Source organism: Pantoea sp. PGP6 (genome assembly GCF_053474785.1).
In genome coordinates this window covers 357337-376873 of the sequence record NZ_JBQBMA010000001.1, presented here as the reverse complement: position 1 = coordinate 376873, position 19537 = coordinate 357337, and the positions used below count along the sequence as shown (strand labels likewise).

Here is a 19537-nt window from a genome sequence, read left to right as displayed (position 1 = left end):
CGAATTGTCACGTCAGTGCTGAGGTTATTTAACGGTAATATAACTGTCATGCGGTCACCGCTATTAAGCCGCATTAGCAGAAGATCTCCTTTTTATTAAATTTTTATTAATCCTGTCAGATTCACGCCAATATTAACCCCGATCAATATTTATTCATTTAATTTCTGAATTACCGCCTAAACTCAATCTTTTATGTTTCGGTTATCCCGCCCACGCCGTGCTCATCGTTACTTAAAATCTAACGTTCGCGTGTTTTGCTTAATTGAACCATGCAACCAGAAAGTTCAGACTTCTCTCAGCAAAAACGACATATCCGTTATTTTAATCAGGAGGTTGAAATGAACACAGGCCAAACGCCTGCCCGGGAATGGAACACACGCCGCAGTGAGAAAGCGCGGCGTCTGGCATCCTTCCCTGTTGATGGCAAAGTCATTCCTACTGAAAGAGCTGTTGAAGCATTTGAAAAATTGATTGCGCCCGGTGACCGGGTCGTGCTGGAAGGTAATAACCAGAAACAGGCAGATTTTTTATCGCGTACCCTGGCGGAAGTTAATCCAGCCAAAGTCCACGACCTGCATATGATTATGCCGAGCGTCGGCCGCAGCGAACATCTTGATATTTTCGAGAAAGGTATCGCCCGCAAACTCGATTTTTCTTTTTCCGGCCCGCAAAGCCTGCGTATTTCCCAGCTGTTAGAAGATGGACAACTGGAAATAGGCGCGATTCACACCTATATCGAACTCTATTCCCGCCTCTACGTTGATCTAAGCCCGAACGTCGCGCTGATTGCCGGTTATAAAGCTGACCGTAAAGGCAATCTGTATACCGGCCCAAGCACCGAAGATACGCCGGCGCTGGTAGAAGCTGCCGCGTTTCGTGACGGTATCGTGATTGCTCAGGTGAATGAACTGGTCGATGACGAAACCGACCTGCCACGCGTCGACATCCCCGGTTCCTGGATCGACTATATCGTGGTGGCGGACAAACCTTTCTTCATCGAACCGCTGTTTACCCGCGACCCACGCCTGATCAAACAGGAACATATCCTGATGGCGATGATGGCGATCAAAGGGATCTACGCTGAACACCAGGTGCAGTCGCTTAACCACGGCATTGGTTTTAACACCGCCGCGATTGAACTGCTGCTGCCAACCTACGGTGAACAACTCGGCCTGAAAGGCAAAATCTGTAAGCACTGGACGCTGAACCCGCATCCGACGCTGATCCCGGCGATTGAGAGCGGCTGGGTTGAGAGCGTGCACTGCTTCGGCGGTGAGCTGGGCATGGAAGAGTACATTCGCGCCCGCCCCGATATCTTCTTCACCGGCAGCGACGGCTCTATGCGCTCTAACCGCGCCTTCTGTCAGCTGGCAGGCCAGTACGCGGTTGATATGTTTATCGGCGCAACCTTACAGGTTGATGGGCTGGCGAACTCCTCTACCGTGACCCGCGGTCGCCTTTCCGGCTTCGGCGGGGCGCCTAACATGGGCCACGATCCGCACGGCCGCCGCCATGCTTCGCCCGCCTGGCTCAATATGATCACCGAGCCAGATCCGATGCAGCGCGGTAAAAAACTGGTGGTTCAGATGGTTGAAACCTTCCAGGCCGGTGCAAAACCTACCTTCGTTGAAACGCTGGATGCGGTAGAGGTCGCAAAATCGACCGGCATGCCGCTGGCACCGGTGATGATTTATGGCGATGACGTTACCCACGTGCTGACCGAAGAAGGTATTGCCTATCTCTATCGGGCAGAAAGTCTTGAAGAGCGCCGCGCCATGGTCGCTGCGGTGGCCGGGATTACCGATATCGGTCTTGGCGTTGATGCGGCACGCGTAGCAGCCCTGCGTAAAAGCGGCAAAGTCGTCTATCCGGAAGACATGGGCATCCGTCGTTCAGATGCGACCCGCTCGCTGCTCGCCGCCAGCAGTGTCTCAGACCTGGTTGAATGGTCGGGCGGTCTTTATAACCCACCGGCAAAATTCCGGAGCTGGTAATGAAACTCCTGTCGCAGACTCAACCCGAGGCGCAGGCCAGCCTGCTGGCGATCACAGCGCGCGATTGTCTGACCGATGAAGCGCGGCTGAGTCCCAAGCCGGGTCTGGTCGACAGTCGGGGAAACGGGGCGCATCAGGACCTGACGCTGGCCCTGATGGAGCGTTCCGCCGAAAGCCTAGTGCCAACCTTCCTGGCGCTGGCCCGTCAGAGCTGGATGCGGCCAGCCGACATCGCCCTGCGCGAAACGGTGGGTCGTCTGGGACGTGAGGGCGAGCGGCAGATGATGGCGGCCACCGGCGGCGTGAATACCCATCGTGGTGCTATCTGGGCGCTGGGTCTGCTGGTCAGCGCGGCCGCAATGCACGGCGGACACGCCACGGCTGACAGCCTGACGCAGACAGCCGCAATGCTGGCAAGCCTGCCCGATCGGGCGGCACCGAAAGTGTTCAGCAAGGGGCTGAAAGCGAGTCACCGCTATCAGGTACCCGGCGCACGTGAGGAGGCGCAACAGGCTTTTCCTCACGTGATGCAGCTGGCGCTGCCGCAGTTATTGCGCAGCCGGGCAGCCGGTGCCAGCGAAAGCGAAGCCCGTCTGGATGCGCTGATGGCGATCATGACCTCACTCAGCGATACCTGCGTGCTGTCACGCGCCGGCATGACCGGACTGGAAACCATGCAGCGCGGTGCCCGCGCGGTGCTGCTGGCCGGTGGCTGCGGTACCGCTGAAGGTCAGGCCGCCCTCGCCCGTCTGGATCGCCGCATGCTGGCACTGAACGCATCCCCAGGCGGTGCCGCCGATTTGCTGGCCGCTACGCTGTTTGTCGACAGGGTATGTCCGGCCACCAACCACTCTTTTAATTAGAGGTCGTTATGGAACACATCACATTATCTTTCCCTGCTAACCGCGCACTCAGCGGTAAAGCCCTGGCAGGGGTCGTTGGTTCCGGTGATATGGAAGTCCTGTACACCGCAACCGAAGGGCAAACGCTGAATATTGATATCACCACTTCACTGGATAACAGCGACGCCCGCTGGAAGGCGCTGTTTGACCGCCTGAATTTAATCAGCGGCCTGCCTGCCGGACAGCTGGTTATTCACGACTTTGGCGCAACGCCCGGCGTCGCGCGTATCCGTATTGAACAGGTATTTGAAGAGGTGAGCCATGCGTAACGATGCCAGTTTTATTGAATTACGTGCCCGTGAGCGTGCGCGTGCGCTGCTGGACGACGGCAGCTATCGCGAACTGCTGGATCCCTTCGAAGGCATTATGTCGCCGTGGCTGGCACCGCAGGGTGTGGTGCCACAGTCCGATGACGGCATGGTGGTGGCACGCGGTACGCTGAACGGTCAGCCGGCGGTGGTGATTGCCATCGAAGGCACCTTCCAGGGCGGCAGCATGGGCGAAGTATCCGGCGCGAAAATGGCCGCGGCGCTCGAACTGGCCGCTGAAGACAATCGCAACGGAATACCGACTCAGGCGGTGCTGTGCCTCGAAACCGGCGGCGTCCGTTTGCAGGAGGCTAATCTGGGACTGGCGGCGATTGCCGACATCCATGCGGCGATCGTCGACCTGCGTCGTTATACCCCGGTTATCGGCATCATTGCCGGCACCGTCGGCTGTTTTGGCGGCATGTCTATCGCTGCCGCGCTCTGCAGCTACCTGATCGTGACACGCGAAGCACGCCTCGGCCTTAACGGACCACAGGTTATCGAGCAGGAAGCGGGCATTGAAGAGTATGACTCTCGCGACCGTCCGTTTATCTGGAGCATGACCGGCGGCGAAATCCGCTACGCCAGCGGCCTGGTGGATGCGCTGGTCAGCGATGGCGTCAATGCGGTTAAAACTGCCATGAATGACTTCATTGCCAAAGGCGTACCGGCGCAGCATCGCAGTGATAAATATGCGGATTTCCTGCCACGTCTGAGCAACTTCGACACCCGTCAGCAGGCCGATACCGCTACGATTAAACAGCTTTTCGCCCGGGAGGATAAATAATGACCCAGACCAACAGCCGCGGTGCAACATGGCTGGCAAAACTCGCACCCGATGCGCAACGCCTGAGTGGGCTGTGCCCCTCTGTTCAGGTCGCTGACGGCGAACTTAATGGCGAAAGCGTCCGCTTTATCGCCGTAGTCCCTGACGCAGACAATCACTATCCCCGTGCCGCCAGAGGTGAAGTCGGCCTGCTGGAAGGCTGGACGCTGGCGAAAGTGGTAAATGAAACCATCGACGCTGACAGCAACAGCGCGGTGAAACGTCCGATTGTGGCAGTGATCGATGTGCCGAGTCAGGCTTATGGCCGCCGTGAAGAGGCGTTTGGTATTCACCAGGCGCTGGCCGGTGCCGCCGGTGCCTACGCGAAAGCCCGTCTGGCCGGTCATCCGGTGATTGGCCTGATTGTCGGTAAAGCGATGTCCGGCGCATTTCTGGCGCACGGCTATCAGGCGAACCGGCTGATCGCGCTCAACGACCAGGGCGTGCTGGTGCATGCAATGGGCAAAGAGTCCGCTGCGCGCATCACGCTGCGTACCGTCGACGCGCTGGAAAAACTGGCGGCCACCATTCCACCGATGGCCTATGACGTCAGCAACTTCCACACCCTGGGCCTGCTGTCTGACCTGCTGACCGTGGCCGATCCTGATGCACCGTCAGATGCCGATCTGGCGATGGTTGAGATTGCCCTGCAGAAAGCTATCGCTGATGCCCGTCAGGATCCGAGCCTGAAAAACCGGCTGGGCGCTGAAAATCGCCGCAGCTCCTCGCTGGTCCGTGAGCGGATGCGCGCCAGCTGGTAAACCCGACTACAAAACAAAAAAACCTGCCGGAAACGGCCTGGACGGGGCGGATGACCGCCCCGCAATAAGGGCCGCTTTTAGAATTATAAACATCGTGTTAGCCAAGAATTCTTCTTAAAATACAGGTGATTTATGATTTATATAATTGTTCATGCCCTTGCTCCAATCTTTGTGATCATGCTGCTGGGTTTCTGGGCCGGTAAGGCTGGAATGGTCAACAACAAAGACGTTTCACTGCTCAATATTTTTGTAATGGATTTTGCCCTGCCCGCTGCCCTGTTCAGCGCGACAGTACAAACCCCCTGGCCAGGCATCGTGGCGCAATGGCCGTTAATCGTGGTGCTTACCGGTGCCATGTGGATCACCTATGCGGGTATCTATTTTGCCGCGACTAAAATTTTCAAAAAGTCGCCGCAGGATGCCGCAGTGCTGACGCTGACCGTTGCGCTGCCAAACTACGCTGCACTCGGCCTGCCGATTCTTGCCAGCGTTCTGGGTGAAAACCCAACAACTTCGCTCTCTGTAGCGGTATCCATTGCCTGTGGTTCAGTCCTGCTGACGCCGCTGTGCCTGCTGATTCTGGAACGCGAAAAAGCCTTTGCGGCGGGAACCGCACACGGTTCAACGCTGACCATGCTGCCGATCCTGATGTGGCGTTCAGTAAAGAAACCGATCGTGATGGGTCCGTTGATTGGTGTGGTGCTGTCAGCACTGGGCGTTAAAATGCCGGATCTGGTGCTGGCGGCGATTAAACCGCTGGGCCTGGCGGCGACCGCAGCCGCGCTGTTCCTGACCGGGGTGATCCTCTCTGCGCGTAAACTGAAACTCAACGCCGTGGTTGGTGTCGGCACGATTACCAAACTGCTGATTCAGCCCTTTATTGCCTGGGGTCTGGTGCTGGCGCTGGGTCTGAGTGGTCCGGTGGCGATTACTGCGATTCTGATGATTGCGCTGTCAGCCGGCTTCTTTGGCGTGGTGTTTGGTAACCGCTTCGGTGTGCAGTCGCCGGATGCTGAAGCCGTGCTGCTGTTAAGTTCGATTCTGTGTATTTTATCGTTACCCCTGTTCATTACTCTGACTTCCGGAATGTAATATGACGTTCACACCGCGCCCCCACGATCTCCTCTGGCTGCGCTCAGACAGCGCGCTGTTAGCCATCAGCGACGCCTGGGTCAGCCAGCACTGGCAGCACGCTTTTCCAGTGGTGGTGCGGCGCGATGTGAATCAATCGGGGCTGATTCCGGTCGGCGTGCGCGGTGAAAAACGTGAACAGCGCGCCGCCGGATGGACAGACGCCGCCGATATTGAACGCGTCGTCACACCGGAAATGCTGGCTGATCGCAGCCAACTGCTCGCGTCGCCGTTTGTTGATTATCCGCCGGTCAGGGCGGCGATCGCGCTCAGCGACAGCGTCTGGCCATGGTACTGGGGCGTCACCGGCAGCACCGGTTATGCTCTGGCGACACAGCGGCCGACGCTGCACGCCGCCAGCGATCTGGACTTACAGATTCGTGCGCCGCAGCCGCTGGCACGCGACGAGCTGCAGCAGTGGCAGAGCCAGACTGAAAAGCTGCCCTGCCGTGTCGATACGCAGGTGGAAACGCCGCTCGGCGCTTTTGCCCTCAACGAATGGCTGCGTGAAGGCCGCGTACTGTTGAAAACCGCCACCGGTCCGAGACTGACCGCGTCACCCTGGAGCAGAGATCCCGCATGAAAATCCTTTTTACTTTTCCCGGCCAGGGCACCCAGCGGGTCGGTATGCTGCAACATCTTCCCGACGGTGAGGCGGTGTTAAACAGCGCGCGCGCCGTGCTTGGTGAAGAGACCGACCTGCTCGACAGCGCTGACGCACTGCGTCATACCCGCGCCGTCCAGCTCAGCCTGCTGATTGCCGGCGTAGCCTGGGCGCGTGAGCTGATCAGACACGGATTGAAGCCAGACATTGTCAGCGGCCTGTCGATTGGCGCTTATCCCGCCGCGGTGATTGCTGGCGCACTCGATTTCAGCGATGCGCTACGGCTGGTGGCTCTGCGCGGCGATCTGATGGAGCAGGCCTATCCGCAGGGCTACGGCCTGACCGCAATTACCGGACTGACGCTCAGCCGGCTGGAGAAGCTGCTGGTCGACAGCAATACTTATATTGCCAACCTCAATGCAGAAACGCAGATCGTGATTGCCGGACGGGATGAGGATATGGCGCGGGTGGCGCAAAAAGCGCTGGCGGCCGGTGCCAGCAAAGCGGTCAGGCTGGCGGTCAGCGTGCCTTCTCACTGCGCACTGCTGGATAAGCCTGCTGCTGAACTGGCTGCCGCGTTTGAGTCTGTCAGTCTTTCACGCCCTGGCTGCGCTTACCTGAGCGGTTCGACCGGTCGGGTAATCTGGGAGCCGGGCAAAATTGCCGACGACCTCGCCTATAACATGGCGCGAACGGTGCAGTGGAATGATGCGGTGATTTCAGCCAACCAGCGCGATGCCCGCCTGGCGATTGAAATGCCGCCAGGCAATGTGCTGACCGGCCTCACCCTGCAGGCGGGCTGGCAGGGCGAAGCCATTTGCATGGAGCGCAACAGCGTTGAGGTGGCACTGCATCTGGCTAAACGGCTGAGTCAGTAAGGCCGCGGGCATACATTCGCCCTTCTGCGGCCAGCGCCAGCAGCTCCTGGTCGCGTTCGCGGCGGTGTGAGTAGACAATCGAAATCTGCTGGCGCATCTGATAAGGCTCGGCCAGGCTGACCAGCTGGATATTGTTTTCGTAGACTTTTTTCATCCGCCCCGGAATTAACGCCAGCCCCATGCCAGCCTGCACCAGGCTGACCATCGAAAAGATGTCATTCACCTTCGTCACCACTCGCGGTTCAAATCCGGCAACCTGAAACGCCTCCTGAAAACCGGCATAGGTGGCAAAGCCTTCGGCCAGCGAAACGAAATCGCGATCGGCATAGTCGCGCAGATCCGCCGGACGGCTCAGATCCAGCGTTTCACCGGCTGGCGCGGCCAGGAAAATGTCATCATAAAACAGCGGGACCACATCGAACAGCGAATCGCTGAACTCGCCGTTGTTGGTGGCGATCAGGATCGCATCAAGCGCATCATCCTCAAGCATGTTGAGCAGCATCTGATTTGAGCCCATGGTGAGATCAAGCTCGAGCGTCGGTCGGCGCAGCTTCATGCCCATGATCAGTCGCGGGATGGTTTCCAGCGTCAGCGAGTAGAGCGTGCCGATCCGCAGACGACCACAGCCCACGCCAGCCACCAGCCGTGCTTCTTCGATCCCTTTCCCCATCAGCGCCGTCACATCCCGGCAATACTCCAGCAGCGTCCAGGCGGCGGGCAGCGGCACCAGGTTGCGGCCTTTATGGATAAACAACGGACAGTCGATGCCTTCTTCCAGCGTGTGCAGCGCACGATGGACGCTGACGCTGCTCAGTTCCAGCGCTTCTGCGGTGCGGGCGATATTGCCTTTGGTCATAAACATCATGAAGACGCTGAGCTTGCGAAAGGTAATCTCGTGATTGATGTTGTCACTCATTGTCTGTTCTGCCTGTCTGGTCAAAAGATGAAACGCATGTAAGCCGGGCTGCATAATAGCCGATACCTCAGCGAGGGCGTTATGATCTGGCATGTCTGCCGTGGTACTTCTGCCGGGGAGTCAATCGGGCGGGATCGGCGATCCGCTGCCGTCGCGGCAAAGCGGGATGAGTGCAGGTATCAGCCTGATCAGGGGAAGCGCTGAACGTCACGGTGGATCGGCGGTAGCGGAAATGACGGGCGTGAAGTAGTGCGGCCGCTCCCTCGGCCGCCGCGAATGCTAACGTCACCGCGGGCGGTGACGTGCGCGTCTTATAACCTTATCGGCGAAATATTCCAGATCTCATCGGCATACTCCTGAATGGTGCGGTCCGACGAGAAATAGCCCATGCCGGCAATGTTCATCGCCGCACGCCGCTGCCATTCATCCGGCTGGCGATAGAGCGCATCCACCTTATCCTGGGTATCGACATAACTGCGGTAATCCGCCAGCAGCTGATAGTGATCGCCGAAGTTCACCAGCGAATCAAACAGGTTACGGTAGCGGCCTGGCTCCTGCGGGCTGAATACGCCAGAGGCCAGTTGGGTCAGCACCTGATGCAGCTCCGGGTCCTCTTCGTAGTACTGACGCGGGTTATATCCGCCTTTACGCAGCGCTTCAACCTGCGGCGTGGTGTTACCGAAAATGAAGATATTCTCCTCGCCGACGTGATCCAGCATCTCGACATTGGCGCCATCCAGCGTACCGATGGTCAGCGCGCCGTTGAGGGCAAACTTCATATTACTGGTGCCGGAGGCTTCGGTACCGGCCGTAGAGATCTGCTCAGAAAGATCGGCCGCCGGGATGATGATCTGCGCCAGGCTGACGCTGTAGTTCGGAATGAAGACCACCTTCAGCTTATTTTTCACCTGCGGATCGTTGTTGATCACTTTAGCGACATCGTTAATCAGATGAATGATGTGCTTGGCGACGTAATAGGCCGAGGCAGCTTTGCCGGCAAAGATATTGACGCGCGGCACCCAGTCCGCCTGCGGATCGGCTTTGATGCGGTTATAGCGGGTGATCACATGCAGCACGTTGAGCAGCTGCCGCTTGTACTCATGGATACGTTTAATCTGCACGTCAAACAGCGCGTTCGGGTCCAGCACCACATCAAGGTTTTTCGCCACCCAGTCAGCCAGCCGACGTTTGTTCTGATGTTTGGCAACCGCCACTTTTTCGATAAAGGCCGGATAATCAATCTGCGCTTTCAGCTCGCCGAGCTGGCTGAGATCGGTACGCCAGTTGCGGCCGATCTCCTCATCCAGCACTTCAGAGAGCGCCGGGTTCGCCAGCGCCAGCCAGCGACGCGGCGTCACGCCATTGGTCTTGTTGCAGAAACGGCCGGGGAACAGCCGCGAGAAATCAGCAAACAGCGACTGTACCATCAGATTGGAGTGCAGTTCAGAGACGCCATTGACCTTATGGCTGACCACCACCGCCAGCCACGCCATGCGGATCCGGCGGCCGTCGTTCTCATCGATGATCGAAATGCGCGACAGCAGATCCCAGTCATCCGGGTAGTAGTCCTGAATGGTTTTCAGGAAGAAGTCGTTAATCTCGAAAATGATGCTGAGATGACGTGGCAAAATTTTGCCAATCATATCGACCGGCCAGGTCTCCAGCGCTTCGGTCATCAGCGTGTGGTTGGTGTAAGAGAACACCTGACAGCAGACGTCAAACGCGTTGCCCCAGCTGAACTTATGTTCGTCGATCAGCAGACGCATCAGTTCGGGGATCGCCAGCACCGGGTGGGTGTCATTCAGGTGGATAGCGATTTTATCGGCGAGGTTGTCCCAGGTCTGGTGCATCCGCCAGTGACGATTAAGAATGTCCTGAACGGTGGCGGACACCAGGAAATACTCCTGACGCAACCGCAGTTCACGGCCGGAATAGGTTGAATCATCGGGATAGAGCACGCGGGAAACGTTCTCGGAGTGGTTTTTATCTTCCACCGCCGCGAAATAGTCGCCCTGGTTAAATTTACCGAGGTTGATCTCGTTACTCGCCTGCGCGCCCCACAACCGCAGGGTGTTGGTGGCATCGGTGTCGAAACCCGGAATGATCTGGTCATACGCCATCGCCAGAATCTCTTCTGTCTCCAGCCAGCGCACCTTCGCCCCTTCATGCTGCACCCGGCCGCCAAAACGCACTTTGTAACGGGTATTGAAGCGCTGGAATTCCCACGGATTACCGTACTCAAGCCAGTAATCCGGCGACTCTTTCTGCTCACCTTCCACAATGTTCTGTTTGAACATGCCGTAGTCATAACGAATGCCGTAGCCGCGGCCGGGCATACCCAACGTTGCCAGGGAGTCGAGGAAACAGGCCGCCAGGCGACCCAGACCGCCGTTACCGAGGCCAGGATCGTTCTCTTCTTCCATCAGCTCGGCCAGGTCCAGCCCCATCTCATCCAGCGCCTGGTTCAGATCGTCATAAATCCCCATCGCCAGCAGCGCATTGCCCAGCGTGCGGCCCATCAGGAACTCCATCGACAGGTAATAAACCTGCCGCACGTCCTGTGACAGCTGGGCACGACTGGAACGCAGCCAGCGCTCAACCATCCGGTCGCGCACCGCCAGCAGCGAGGCGTTAAGCCACTCGTGCTTATTGGCAATAGAAGGATCTTTACCGATGGTAAACATCAGTTTGTAGGCAATCGAATGCTTTAAGGCATCAACCGTCAACGTTGGTGAGGCGTAAGTGAAAGGTGCATTCATATCCAGTTTTCCCAATCCGTTACATCAAACGTTGGTAGAGATCACGGTAGGCTTGTGCCGCCACCTGCCAGCTAAAATCCATCCCCATGGCCTGGCGCTGAACGTAACGCCACAGCGAAGGACGAGACCACAACACAAACGCACGCCGGATGGCCCGCAACAGCGACCAGGCATTTGCATCTTCAAAACTGAAGCCACTGGCGATACCGTCCGCCAGATTCTCTAATGAACTGTCATTGACCGTATCGGCCAGGCCGCCGGTACGACGCACTAACGGCAACGTACCATACTTCAGGCCATAAAGTTGAGTCAGGCCGCACGGCTCGAATCGGCTCGGCACCACAATCACGTCCGCGCCGCCGACAATGCGGTGTGAGAACGCTTCGTGGTAGCCAATCTGCACCCCGACGCTACCCGGATGCTCTGCCGCCGCGGCCAGGAATCCCTGTTGCAGCTCGGCATCGCCCTGCCCCAGCAGCACCAGCTGTCCGCCCTGTGCCAGCAGGCCCGGCAGCGCTTCCAGTACCAGGTCCAGCCCTTTCTGTTTGGTCAGACGGCTGATGACGCAGAATACCGGGGCCTTATCATCCACCTTCAGCCCCATCGCAACCTGCAGCTGGCGTTTGTTTTCCGCCTTGGCTTCCAGCGTGTCGCGGTTATAGCGCGCGTTGAGCAGCAGGTCATGCGCCGGATCCCAGATTGACGGGTCCACGCCATTCAGAATGCCGCTCAGGCGACCTTCACGCATACGCTGCGCCAGTAAGGTTTCCATGCCATAACCGAACTCGGCCGAGGTGATTTCATGCGCATAGGTCGGACTGACCGCTGTGACGTGATCGGCGTAGTAAAGGCCCGCTTTGAGGAAAGAGATCTGACCGAAAAACTCCAGTCCGTACATGCTGAAAAACGACCACGGCAGGCCGATCTCTTCCATGTGATGCGCCGCGAACAGTCCCTGATAAGCCAGGTTATGCACGGTGAACACCGATTTGGCCGGACGGCCCCGCGCTTCCAGATAGGCGCAGGTCAGGCCGGCATGCCAGTCGTGGGCGTGAACGATATCCGGACGCCACATCGTATCCAGACCGCACGCCAGCTCACAGCCCATCCAGCCGAGCAGCGCGAAGCGCAGATAGTTATCGACGTAGGCAAACTGCGACTCATCATGATACGGACTGCCCGGACGGTCGTAGAGCGCCGGCGCATCGATCAGGTAGATGCCTACCCCGTTAAACTCACCAAACAGTAAGCGCACATGTCCGGCAAACGTATCCAATTCTGTTACCACCTGAAGATCAGGTATGCCCTTGCGCAATGCTGGAAAAGCGGGCAATAACACCCGCGTATCCGTGCCACCCGCAATTTGTGCTTGAGGTAATGCCCCGACTACATCAGCCAGTCCGCCCGTTTTGAGCAGCGGGAAAAGTTCTGAACAGACATGTAAAACCTGCATCCTCGACCTCATTAAGTTATCAGGCACGATCCGCGTGCCGATTGCGTGTGTTCCGCTATCGCTTACTGCCCCGCATTGGCCAATTTAGCCAGCATGGCGCGGGTAACCAGTACGATGCCTTCATCCGAACGGTGAAACCGGCGACTGTCTTCATCAGGGTTTTCGCCGATGACCATTCCTTCTGGCAGCTCGCAGGCGCGATCAATCACACAGCGGCGCAGACGGCAGGATCGGCCAACCACCACATCGGGCAGCAGCACGGTTGAATCAATATTGCAAAACGAGTTAACGCGCACCCGGGGAAACAGCACCGAGTTCACCACCACCGAGCCGGAGATGATGCAGCCGCCCGATACCAGCGAGTTCATGGTCATGCCGTGACTGCCGGACCGATCCTGGACAAACTTGGCGGGTGGCAGCGGCTCCATATGGGTGCGAATTGGCCAGGTCACGTCGTACATATCCAGTTCCGGCATTACCGAGGCCAGGTCGAGGTTAGCGCGCCAGTAAGCTTCGAGCGTGCCGACATCGCGCCAGTAAGGCGGCGCTTTGTCGTCGTTCTGCACGCAGGAGAGCGCAAAGGAGTGCGCGTAGCCTTCACCGCTCGCTACGATTTTCGGCAGAATATCTTTGCCAAAGTCGTGATTTGAGCCTGAGGTCTGCAGATCTTCTTCCAGCAACGCATAGAGATAATCGGCGTTGAAGACGTAGATCCCCATACTGGCCAGCGCCTGAGTGTCATCACCCGGCATGGTCGGCGGTTTTGGCGGCTTCTCGACGAAGTCGATCACCATGTTCTCTTCGTTAACCGCCATCACGCCAAACGCGGTGGCTTCATGCACCGGCACCGGCAAACAGGCGATGGTACATTTCGCCTCATTGACCACGTGATCCAGCAGCATGCGCGAATAATCCATCTTATAAATGTGGTCCCCGGCGAGGATCACGATGTACTGCGCCTGATAACGGCGAATCACATCAAGGTTTTGCGTTACCGCATCGGCGGTGCCGCGATACCACTGTTCGGTGGAGAAGCGCTGCTGCGCTGGCAGCAAATCCACAAACTCATTCATCTCTTCATTGAAGATCGACCAGCCACGCTGGATGTGCTGGGTCAGGGTGTGGGACTGGTACTGGGTAATCACGCCGATGCGGCGGATACCTGAGTTAACGCAGTTGGACAAGGCAAAGTCGATAATGCGGAACTTGCCGCCGAAGTGCACCGCCGGTTTGGCGCGTTTTGCCGTCAGGTCGACCAGCCGTGTACCGCGTCCACCGGCGAGGATCAGAGCAACCGTTTGTGTAGGGAGCTGGCGCGCCAGCATCAGGTGATCTGTTCTGTCTAATTTAACCATGTCTGACTCCTTATGATTGCTTTTGGAACACGCACACACCGTGTGCGGGACCATGCCAGACAGTTAACAGGATGGGGTTATCGTCCCCGGCGAAAGGAGGAAGGGCACGCCATTCTCCGTCTGGTAACACGATGTCATTCACCGAGTCCGTGGCGTTTATTATTATTAACCAGCGGCCGGACAGCAGGATCTGCAATCTATGCGTCCCCTGTGCCCATTCATCGTGTTGCAGTGGCTGGCCACCGGCATTGAGCCACTGCACATTGCCATCACCTTCCTGCCACCAGCGATCCGCCGTCAGCGCCGGAATGCGCTGACGCAGCTGGATCAGGGCCGCAGTGAATCCGACCAATCCCTTCTCATCCGCCTGCCAGTCAAGCCAGCTCAGGGCGTTGTCCTGACAGTAGGCGTTGTTGTTACCGTGCTGCGTGTGGCCGCGCTCATCGCCCGCCAGCAGCATCGGCGTGCCCTGCGACAGTAACAGGGTGGTGAGCAAGCCCCGCACGCTGCGACGGCGGCGCTCAATCACATCGAAGCTGACGTTCAGCCCCTCTTTGCCATGGTTATGGCTGTAGTTATCGCCGTGTCCGTCACGGTTATCTTCCCCGTTGGCTTCGTTGTGCTTGCGTTCGAAGCTCACCACATCCCACAGCGTAAAGCCGTCGTGAGCGGTGATCAGGTTGACGGTGGCGTGTGGCTGCCGCTCCTCATGCTGAAAAAGATCGCTGGAGGCGGCAAAGCGACGGGCAAACTCGCCGTTGCTCATCGCACCGTGCAGCCAGTAACGTCGCGCGGTGTCGCGGAAGCGATCGTTCCATTCAGCAAACGGCGCAGGAAAATGGCCGACCTGGTAGCCATTGGGTCCGATATCCCAGGGTTCGGCAATCAGCTTGACCTGTGACAGCAGCGGACAGGCGCGTATCGCCTCAAACAGTGGTGCATCTCGCTGGTAGTCGGGCGTACGCCCCAGCACCGGTGCCAGATCAAAACGGAAACCGTCGACGTGACAGACGCGCACCCAGTAGCGCAGCGCATCCAGCGCCCACGCCATCACCTGCGGATGATGCAGATTGAGCGTGTTGCCGCAGCCGGTCCAGTTCTGGTAGTCGCCCTGCTCGTCCAGCCAGTAATAGCTGGCGTTATCGATGCCGCGCATTGAAATCGTCGGGCCAATGGCGTCCAGTTCGGCGGTGTGGTTAAACACCACATCCAGCAGCACTTCTATCCCGGCCGCATGCAGGTTTTTGATCGCCTGCTGAAACTCCTGCAGCGGGGTCAGCCCATCCTGTCCGGAGGCGTAGCGCGGATCGACCGCCCAGAGCGCAAACGGGTTATAGCCCCAGTAGTTGCTCAGCCCCAACTGAAGCAAACGCGGTTCGCTGGCAAAATGGGCAACCGGCAACAGTTCAATCGCCGTGATACCGAGACGACGCAGGTAATCCACCATAACAGGATGGCCGAGCGCCGCGTAAGTGCCGCGCAGCGTTTCCGGAATTTCCGGATGCTGCCGGGTCAGGCCGCGCACGTGCGCCTCATAAATCACCGTGTTGCCCCACGGCGTACGCGGCGCAACGTCGTCCTGCCAGTCGAAATCTTCGGCCACCACCCGTGACTTCGGCGCGATCGCCGCGCTGTCGTGCGGGTCAGGCGCGTTAATGCCGCCGTGAAAACGGGCATCGTCCGGCACGTCGCCTTCTACCGCGCGGGCGCAAGGATCGACCAGCAGCTTAGCCGGGTTAAAACGATGCCCCTGGCGGGGCGCCCATGGACCGTGAACCCGATAGCCGTAACGCTGCCCTGGCTTTAGCGTCGGAACATAGCCATGCCAGATATCGCCGCTGCGGCCCGGCAGATCGATACGCTGCTCCACGCCGTTTTCATCAAACAGACATAGCTCAACGCGGCTGGCATGCTGTGAAAACAGGGTGAAATTGACGCCTTTGCCATCGTAACTGGCACCAGGCGGCTGCGGATCGCCGGCCGTTATGGTCATTCGCCCTCCCGCACCAGCCACAGGGTCGCCAGCGGAGGCAGATTGAGACTCAGCGACTGCGGTCGCCCATGGCTCGGCTGCTGATCGGTATGCACACCGTGGTTGCGCACGTCGCTGCCGTGATATTCATGCTGGTCGGTATTCAGGACTTCGCGCCACTTGCCTGGCTGGTTTACGCCAAAGCGATATCCCGGCCGCGGCACCGGCGTAAAGTTACTGACCACAATCACTTCATTGCCTTCACGGTCGCGACGGACAAAGGCAAACACCGAATGCTCCGCATCGTCGACCACCAGCCATTCAAATCCCTGCGGATCGAAGTCGAGCTGATGCAGCGGCGTGTAATATTGATAGGTATGGTTGAGATCGCGCACCAGACGCTGCACGCCGTGGTGCCAGTTGTCACCGCCTTCCAGCAGATGCCAGTCGAGGCTGACGTCGTGATTCCACTCGCGGCCCTGGGCGAACTCATTGCCCATAAACAGCAGTTTCTTGCCCGGGAAGCCCCACATCCAGCCGTAATAGGCGCGCAGGTTGGCGAACTTCTGCCACGCGTCGCCCGGCATGCGGTCGAGAATCGAGCGCTTACCGTGCACCACTTCGTCGTGTGACAGCGGCAGCACAAAATTCTCGGTGTAGTTGTACATCATGCCGAAGCTCATCAGGTTGTGATGATAACGGCGATGGATCGGATCGAGTTTCATGTAGTCGAGCGTGTCGTGCATCCAGCCGAGGTTCCATTTGAACCAGAAGCCCAGCCCGCCGCCTTCGGTCGGGCGCGTCACGCCAGGGTAATCGGTCGACTCTTCCGCCATGGTCACCGAGCCGGAGGCCACGGTGCCCAGCGTGCGGTTGGTGTAGCGCAGAAACTCAATCGCTTCGAGGTTTTCACGCCCGCCATACTGGTTAGGCACCCATTCGCCTTCAGCGCGGCTGTAGTCGCGGTAAATCATCGACGCCACCGCATCGACGCGCAGACCATCAATGCCAAAGCGTTCGACCCAGTAGAGCGCATTGCCCGACAGGTAGTTGCTGACTTCGCGCCGGCCAAAGTTGTAGATCAGGGTGTTCCAGTCCTGATGAAAACCTTCACGCGGATCGCTGTGTTCATACAGCTCGGTACCATCAAATTTTGCCAGACCAAAGTCATCGCTCGGGAAGTGGCCCGGCACCCAGTCCAGCAGCACGTTCAGGCCGGCGGCATGGGCGCTGTCGATAAAGGCACGGAATTCGTCACGGGTTCCGAAGCGACGGGTTGGCGCATACATGCCCAGCGGCTGATAACCCCAGCTGCCATCAAACGGGTGTTCGTTGATCGGCAATAGTTCGATATGGGTAAAGCCCATCTCTTTGACGTAGGGCACCAGCTGCTCAGCCAGCTCTTTGTAGCTCAGCCAGAAGTTATTGTCGGTGTGGCGTCGCCATGAACCGAGATGCACTTCATAAATTGAGATCGGCGCATCAAAGGCGTTGGCCGCCTTGCGCTCCTCTTTCATCTCAATAGCATCGGGCAGACCACAAATCATCGAAGCCGTTTGCGGACGCATCTGCGCTTCAAAGGCGAACGGATCCGCTTTGATGCGCAGCTGGCCGTTGGCATCGATAATTTCAAATTTATACAGCTGGCCGTTAACCGCGCCTGGCACAAACAGCTCCCAGATGCCCATCTCTTTACGCAGGCGCATCGGGTGACGGCGGCCATCCCAGAAGTTGAAATCACCCACTACCGACACGCGACGGGCATTGGGCGCCCAGACGCAGAAACGGGTACCGGTGACGCCATCAATCACGTCACCGTGGGCGCCCAGCGTTTCGTAAGGGCGCAGGTGGGTCCCTTCGGCCAGCAGCCACAGGTCCATTTCCTGCAGCAGCGGGCCAAAGCGGTAGGCATCGTCGATCAGGTTCTGCTGACCGTGCCAGTTCACCGCCAGCTGGTAGCGGAAACGGTTTTTACGGCGTGGGATCACGCCGCTGAAGAAGCCGCGCGCATCTTCGCACGCCAGCTGAGCAAGTTTGCGCCCGGTGGAGGTTTCGATTACCCACACCTCAAGCGCTTCAGGTAACAACGCCCTGACTTCCAGGCCTTGCTGAGTCTGGTGCATCCCCAGTAACGCAAACGGGTCAGAATAATTACCTGCAAACAGGGCATTGATCGCATCGCGATCGGGAAGCTCTGACATGACTTTCTTCCTGTGATATTTGGCAGGCGAAATGAGCAACACGACACGGCTCGTCGCGCTTCAAATGCACTGCTCTTCATTGAGCCATACGTACGACGACAAAAGGAGTCGGGCCATTCCATGGGAAAAGTGTCTTTGCCGTGTACAACAACCATTTAGTCCGGAAAGCAAAACAGTCAACTTGCGGCACATCATGGTTAAATCATAGCTTGGTAGCGGCAGTTGCCATGGCTGAAAACAAAAAATTATTCACCGAGCGGTAAAAAAGGGAAGCTGATCACTGAGTAAGCGAAACGGCAGTGCAAAGATGCCGCAACAAAAACAAAAAAGGCCGGATAAATCCGGCCTTTGGCGAGTCTCATCGATTAGTTGGTTAACAACCGCAGCATACGGCGTAGCGGTTCAGCCGCACCCCATAATAACTGGTCACCGACGGTAAAGGCGGAGAGGTACTCCGGCCCCATATTCAGTTTACGCAGACGGCCAACCGGCGTGGTCAGCGTGCCGGTCACCGCCGCTGGCGTCAGTTCACGCATTGTCCGTTCGCGATCGTTCGGCACCACTTTGACCCACTCATTATGCGCAGCCAGCAGCTGCTCGATTTCGGCCAGCGGCAGGTCGCGTTTCAGCTTCAGGGTAAACGCCTGGCTGTGACAGCGCAGCGCACCGACGCGTACACACAGTCCATCAACCGGAATCACATTACGGGTGGCGAGAATCTTGTTGGTTTCCGCCTGCCCTTTCCACTCTTCACGGCTCTGACCGTTATCCAGCTGCTTGTCGATCCACGGGATCAGGCTGCCAGCCAGCGGCACGCCGAAGTTATCGGTCGGCAGGGTACCGGAGCGGGTGAAATCGGTGACGCTACGCTCGATGTCGAGAATGGCTGACGCCGGATTCTGCAGCGCAGGTGCCACGTGATCGTGCAGCATGCCCATCTGGGTCAGCAGCTCACGCATATGGCGCGCACCGCCGCCTGAAGCCGCCTGATAGGTCGCCACCGAGGCCCACTCCACCAGATCCTGCGCAAACAGCCCGCCGAGTGACATCAGCATCAGGCTGACGGTGCAGTTTCCGCCGACAAAAGTCTTGATGCCACGATCGATACCTTCACGGATCACCTGATGGTTAACCGGATCGAGGATGATGATCGCATCGTCTTTCATCCGCAGCGTAGAGGCGGCATCGATCCAGTAACCCTGCCAGCCACTCTCGCGCAGCTTCGGATAGACCTCGCTGGTGTAATCGCCGCCCTGGCAGGTGATGATGATATCCAGCGCACGCAGCGCCTCGATATCAAATGCATCCTGCAGTACGCCCTGCTGCTTACCGCCAAAGGCGGGTGCGGCCTGGCCGTGCTGCGACGTCGAGAAGAAGACCGGATTGATGAGATCAAAATCACGCTCTTCGCTCATGCGGGACATCAGCACTGAGCCGACCATACCGCGCCAACCAACAAAACCTACATTCTTCATGT

At 58.1% G+C, this 19537-nt stretch carries 15 protein-coding genes; 8 read left to right on the top strand and 7 right to left on the bottom strand.

All coding sequences use genetic code 11. The features are described from left to right. Positions 1–338: 338 nt before the first annotated feature. From mdcA to mdcH, 8 genes are all read left to right on the top strand, one after another. On the top strand, positions 339–1994 hold the full coding sequence (mdcA, locus tag ACLIBF_RS01720) for a malonate decarboxylase subunit alpha (protein ID WP_031375641.1): 1656 nt from the start codon (positions 339–341) through the stop codon (positions 1992–1994). Continuing rightward, positions 1994–2857 carry a triphosphoribosyl-dephospho-CoA synthase gene (locus ACLIBF_RS01715; protein WP_046289364.1) on the top strand — a complete coding sequence of 288 codons (864 nt, stop codon included), beginning with the start codon at positions 1994–1996 and terminating at the stop codon, positions 2855–2857. Before mdcA ends, ACLIBF_RS01715 begins: the two co-directional genes overlap by 1 nt. Positions 2858–2865: 8 nt before the next feature. Continuing rightward, the gene (gene mdcC, locus ACLIBF_RS01710) at positions 2866–3165 is read left to right on the top strand and encodes a malonate decarboxylase acyl carrier protein (protein WP_031375640.1); all 300 of its coding nucleotides are present in this window, start codon (positions 2866–2868) and stop codon (positions 3163–3165) included. Continuing rightward, the gene (locus ACLIBF_RS01705) at positions 3158–3991 is read left to right on the top strand and encodes a biotin-independent malonate decarboxylase subunit beta (protein WP_031375639.1); all 834 of its coding nucleotides are present in this window, start codon (positions 3158–3160) and stop codon (positions 3989–3991) included. The genes mdcC and ACLIBF_RS01705 overlap by 8 nt, the downstream gene beginning before the upstream one ends. Continuing rightward, entirely contained in the window at positions 3991–4791 is an 801-nt protein-coding gene (gene mdcE, locus ACLIBF_RS01700) for a biotin-independent malonate decarboxylase subunit gamma (RefSeq protein ID WP_031375638.1), read from the top strand. The genes ACLIBF_RS01705 and mdcE overlap by 1 nt, the downstream gene beginning before the upstream one ends. 132 nt (positions 4792–4923) lie before the next feature. Then, positions 4924–5883: an AEC family transporter gene (locus ACLIBF_RS01695; RefSeq protein ID WP_031375637.1), complete on the top strand. Its 960-nt coding sequence runs from the start codon at positions 4924–4926 to the stop codon at positions 5881–5883. Between the two features lies 1 nt (position 5884). Then, positions 5885–6505 (top strand): malonate decarboxylase holo-ACP synthase, encoded by a 621-nt coding sequence (locus ACLIBF_RS01690; protein WP_448309201.1) that lies wholly within the window; start codon positions 5885–5887, stop codon positions 6503–6505. Beyond that, positions 6502–7404: a malonate decarboxylase subunit epsilon gene (gene mdcH / locus ACLIBF_RS01685; RefSeq protein ID WP_046289365.1), complete on the top strand. Its 903-nt coding sequence runs from the start codon at positions 6502–6504 to the stop codon at positions 7402–7404. The genes ACLIBF_RS01690 and mdcH overlap by 4 nt, the downstream gene beginning before the upstream one ends. On the opposite strand, the gene ACLIBF_RS01680 is transcribed toward mdcH, so the two are convergent. The 7 genes from ACLIBF_RS01680 to asd form a co-directional block, all read right to left on the bottom strand. Continuing rightward, positions 7385–8320: a LysR family transcriptional regulator gene (locus tag ACLIBF_RS01680; protein ID WP_031375635.1), complete on the bottom strand. Its 936-nt coding sequence runs from the start codon at positions 8318–8320 to the stop codon at positions 7385–7387. The genes mdcH and ACLIBF_RS01680 overlap by 20 nt on opposite strands. Before the next feature lie 311 nt (positions 8321–8631). Beyond that, complete coding sequence (gene glgP / locus ACLIBF_RS01675) at positions 8632–11079, bottom strand: glycogen phosphorylase (RefSeq protein ID WP_046289366.1); 2448 nt, start codon at positions 11077–11079, stop codon at positions 8632–8634. A gap of 19 nt (positions 11080–11098) precedes the next feature. Further along, positions 11099–12532, bottom strand: a complete 1434-nt coding sequence (gene glgA / locus ACLIBF_RS01670) for a glycogen synthase GlgA (protein WP_031375634.1) — start codon at positions 12530–12532, stop codon at positions 11099–11101. 62 nt (positions 12533–12594) lie between these two features. Next, positions 12595–13887: a glucose-1-phosphate adenylyltransferase gene (gene glgC, locus ACLIBF_RS01665; RefSeq protein WP_279809620.1), complete on the bottom strand. Its 1293-nt coding sequence runs from the start codon at positions 13885–13887 to the stop codon at positions 12595–12597. A 10-nt stretch (positions 13888–13897) separates the two neighbouring features. After that, positions 13898–15880, bottom strand: a complete 1983-nt coding sequence (glgX, locus tag ACLIBF_RS01660; RefSeq protein WP_448309199.1) for a glycogen debranching protein GlgX — start codon at positions 15878–15880, stop codon at positions 13898–13900. Then, on the bottom strand, positions 15877–18060 hold the full coding sequence (gene glgB, locus ACLIBF_RS01655) for a 1,4-alpha-glucan branching enzyme (protein WP_031375631.1): 2184 nt from the start codon (positions 18058–18060) through the stop codon (positions 15877–15879). The genes glgX and glgB overlap by 4 nt, the downstream gene beginning before the upstream one ends. Positions 18061–18425: 365 nt before the next feature. Next, positions 18426–19535, bottom strand: a complete 1110-nt coding sequence (asd, locus tag ACLIBF_RS01650) for an aspartate-semialdehyde dehydrogenase (protein ID WP_031375630.1) — start codon at positions 19533–19535, stop codon at positions 18426–18428. Positions 19536–19537 lie beyond the last annotated feature (2 nt).

Bases quoted from the DNA above. Each gene is read 5' to 3' on its own strand.
- mdcA (WP_031375641.1), top strand. From the start codon at position 339: ATGAACACAGGCCAAACGCCTGCCCGGGAATGGAACACACGCCGCAGT.
- ACLIBF_RS01715 (WP_046289364.1), top strand. From the start codon at position 1,994: ATGAAACTCCTGTCGCAGACTCAACCCGAGGCGCAGGCCAGCCTGCTG.
- mdcC (WP_031375640.1), top strand. From the start codon at position 2,866: ATGGAACACATCACATTATCTTTCCCTGCTAACCGCGCACTCAGCGGT.
- ACLIBF_RS01705 (WP_031375639.1), top strand. From the start codon at position 3,158: ATGCGTAACGATGCCAGTTTTATTGAATTACGTGCCCGTGAGCGTGCG.
- mdcE (WP_031375638.1), top strand. From the start codon at position 3,991: ATGACCCAGACCAACAGCCGCGGTGCAACATGGCTGGCAAAACTCGCA.
- ACLIBF_RS01695 (WP_031375637.1), top strand. From the start codon at position 4,924: ATGATTTATATAATTGTTCATGCCCTTGCTCCAATCTTTGTGATCATG.
- ACLIBF_RS01690 (WP_448309201.1), top strand. From the start codon at position 5,885: ATGACGTTCACACCGCGCCCCCACGATCTCCTCTGGCTGCGCTCAGAC.
- mdcH (WP_046289365.1), top strand. From the start codon at position 6,502: ATGAAAATCCTTTTTACTTTTCCCGGCCAGGGCACCCAGCGGGTCGGT.
- ACLIBF_RS01680 (WP_031375635.1), bottom strand. From the start codon at position 8,320: ATGAGTGACAACATCAATCACGAGATTACCTTTCGCAAGCTCAGCGTC.
- glgP (WP_046289366.1), bottom strand. From the start codon at position 11,079: ATGAATGCACCTTTCACTTACGCCTCACCAACGTTGACGGTTGATGCC.
- glgA (WP_031375634.1), bottom strand. From the start codon at position 12,532: ATGCAGGTTTTACATGTCTGTTCAGAACTTTTCCCGCTGCTCAAAACG.
- glgC (WP_279809620.1), bottom strand. From the start codon at position 13,887: ATGGTTAAATTAGACAGAACAGATCACCTGATGCTGGCGCGCCAGCTC.
- glgX (WP_448309199.1), bottom strand. From the start codon at position 15,880: ATGACCATAACGGCCGGCGATCCGCAGCCGCCTGGTGCCAGTTACGAT.
- glgB (WP_031375631.1), bottom strand. From the start codon at position 18,060: ATGTCAGAGCTTCCCGATCGCGATGCGATCAATGCCCTGTTTGCAGGT.
- asd (WP_031375630.1), bottom strand. From the start codon at position 19,535: ATGAAGAATGTAGGTTTTGTTGGTTGGCGCGGTATGGTCGGCTCAGTG.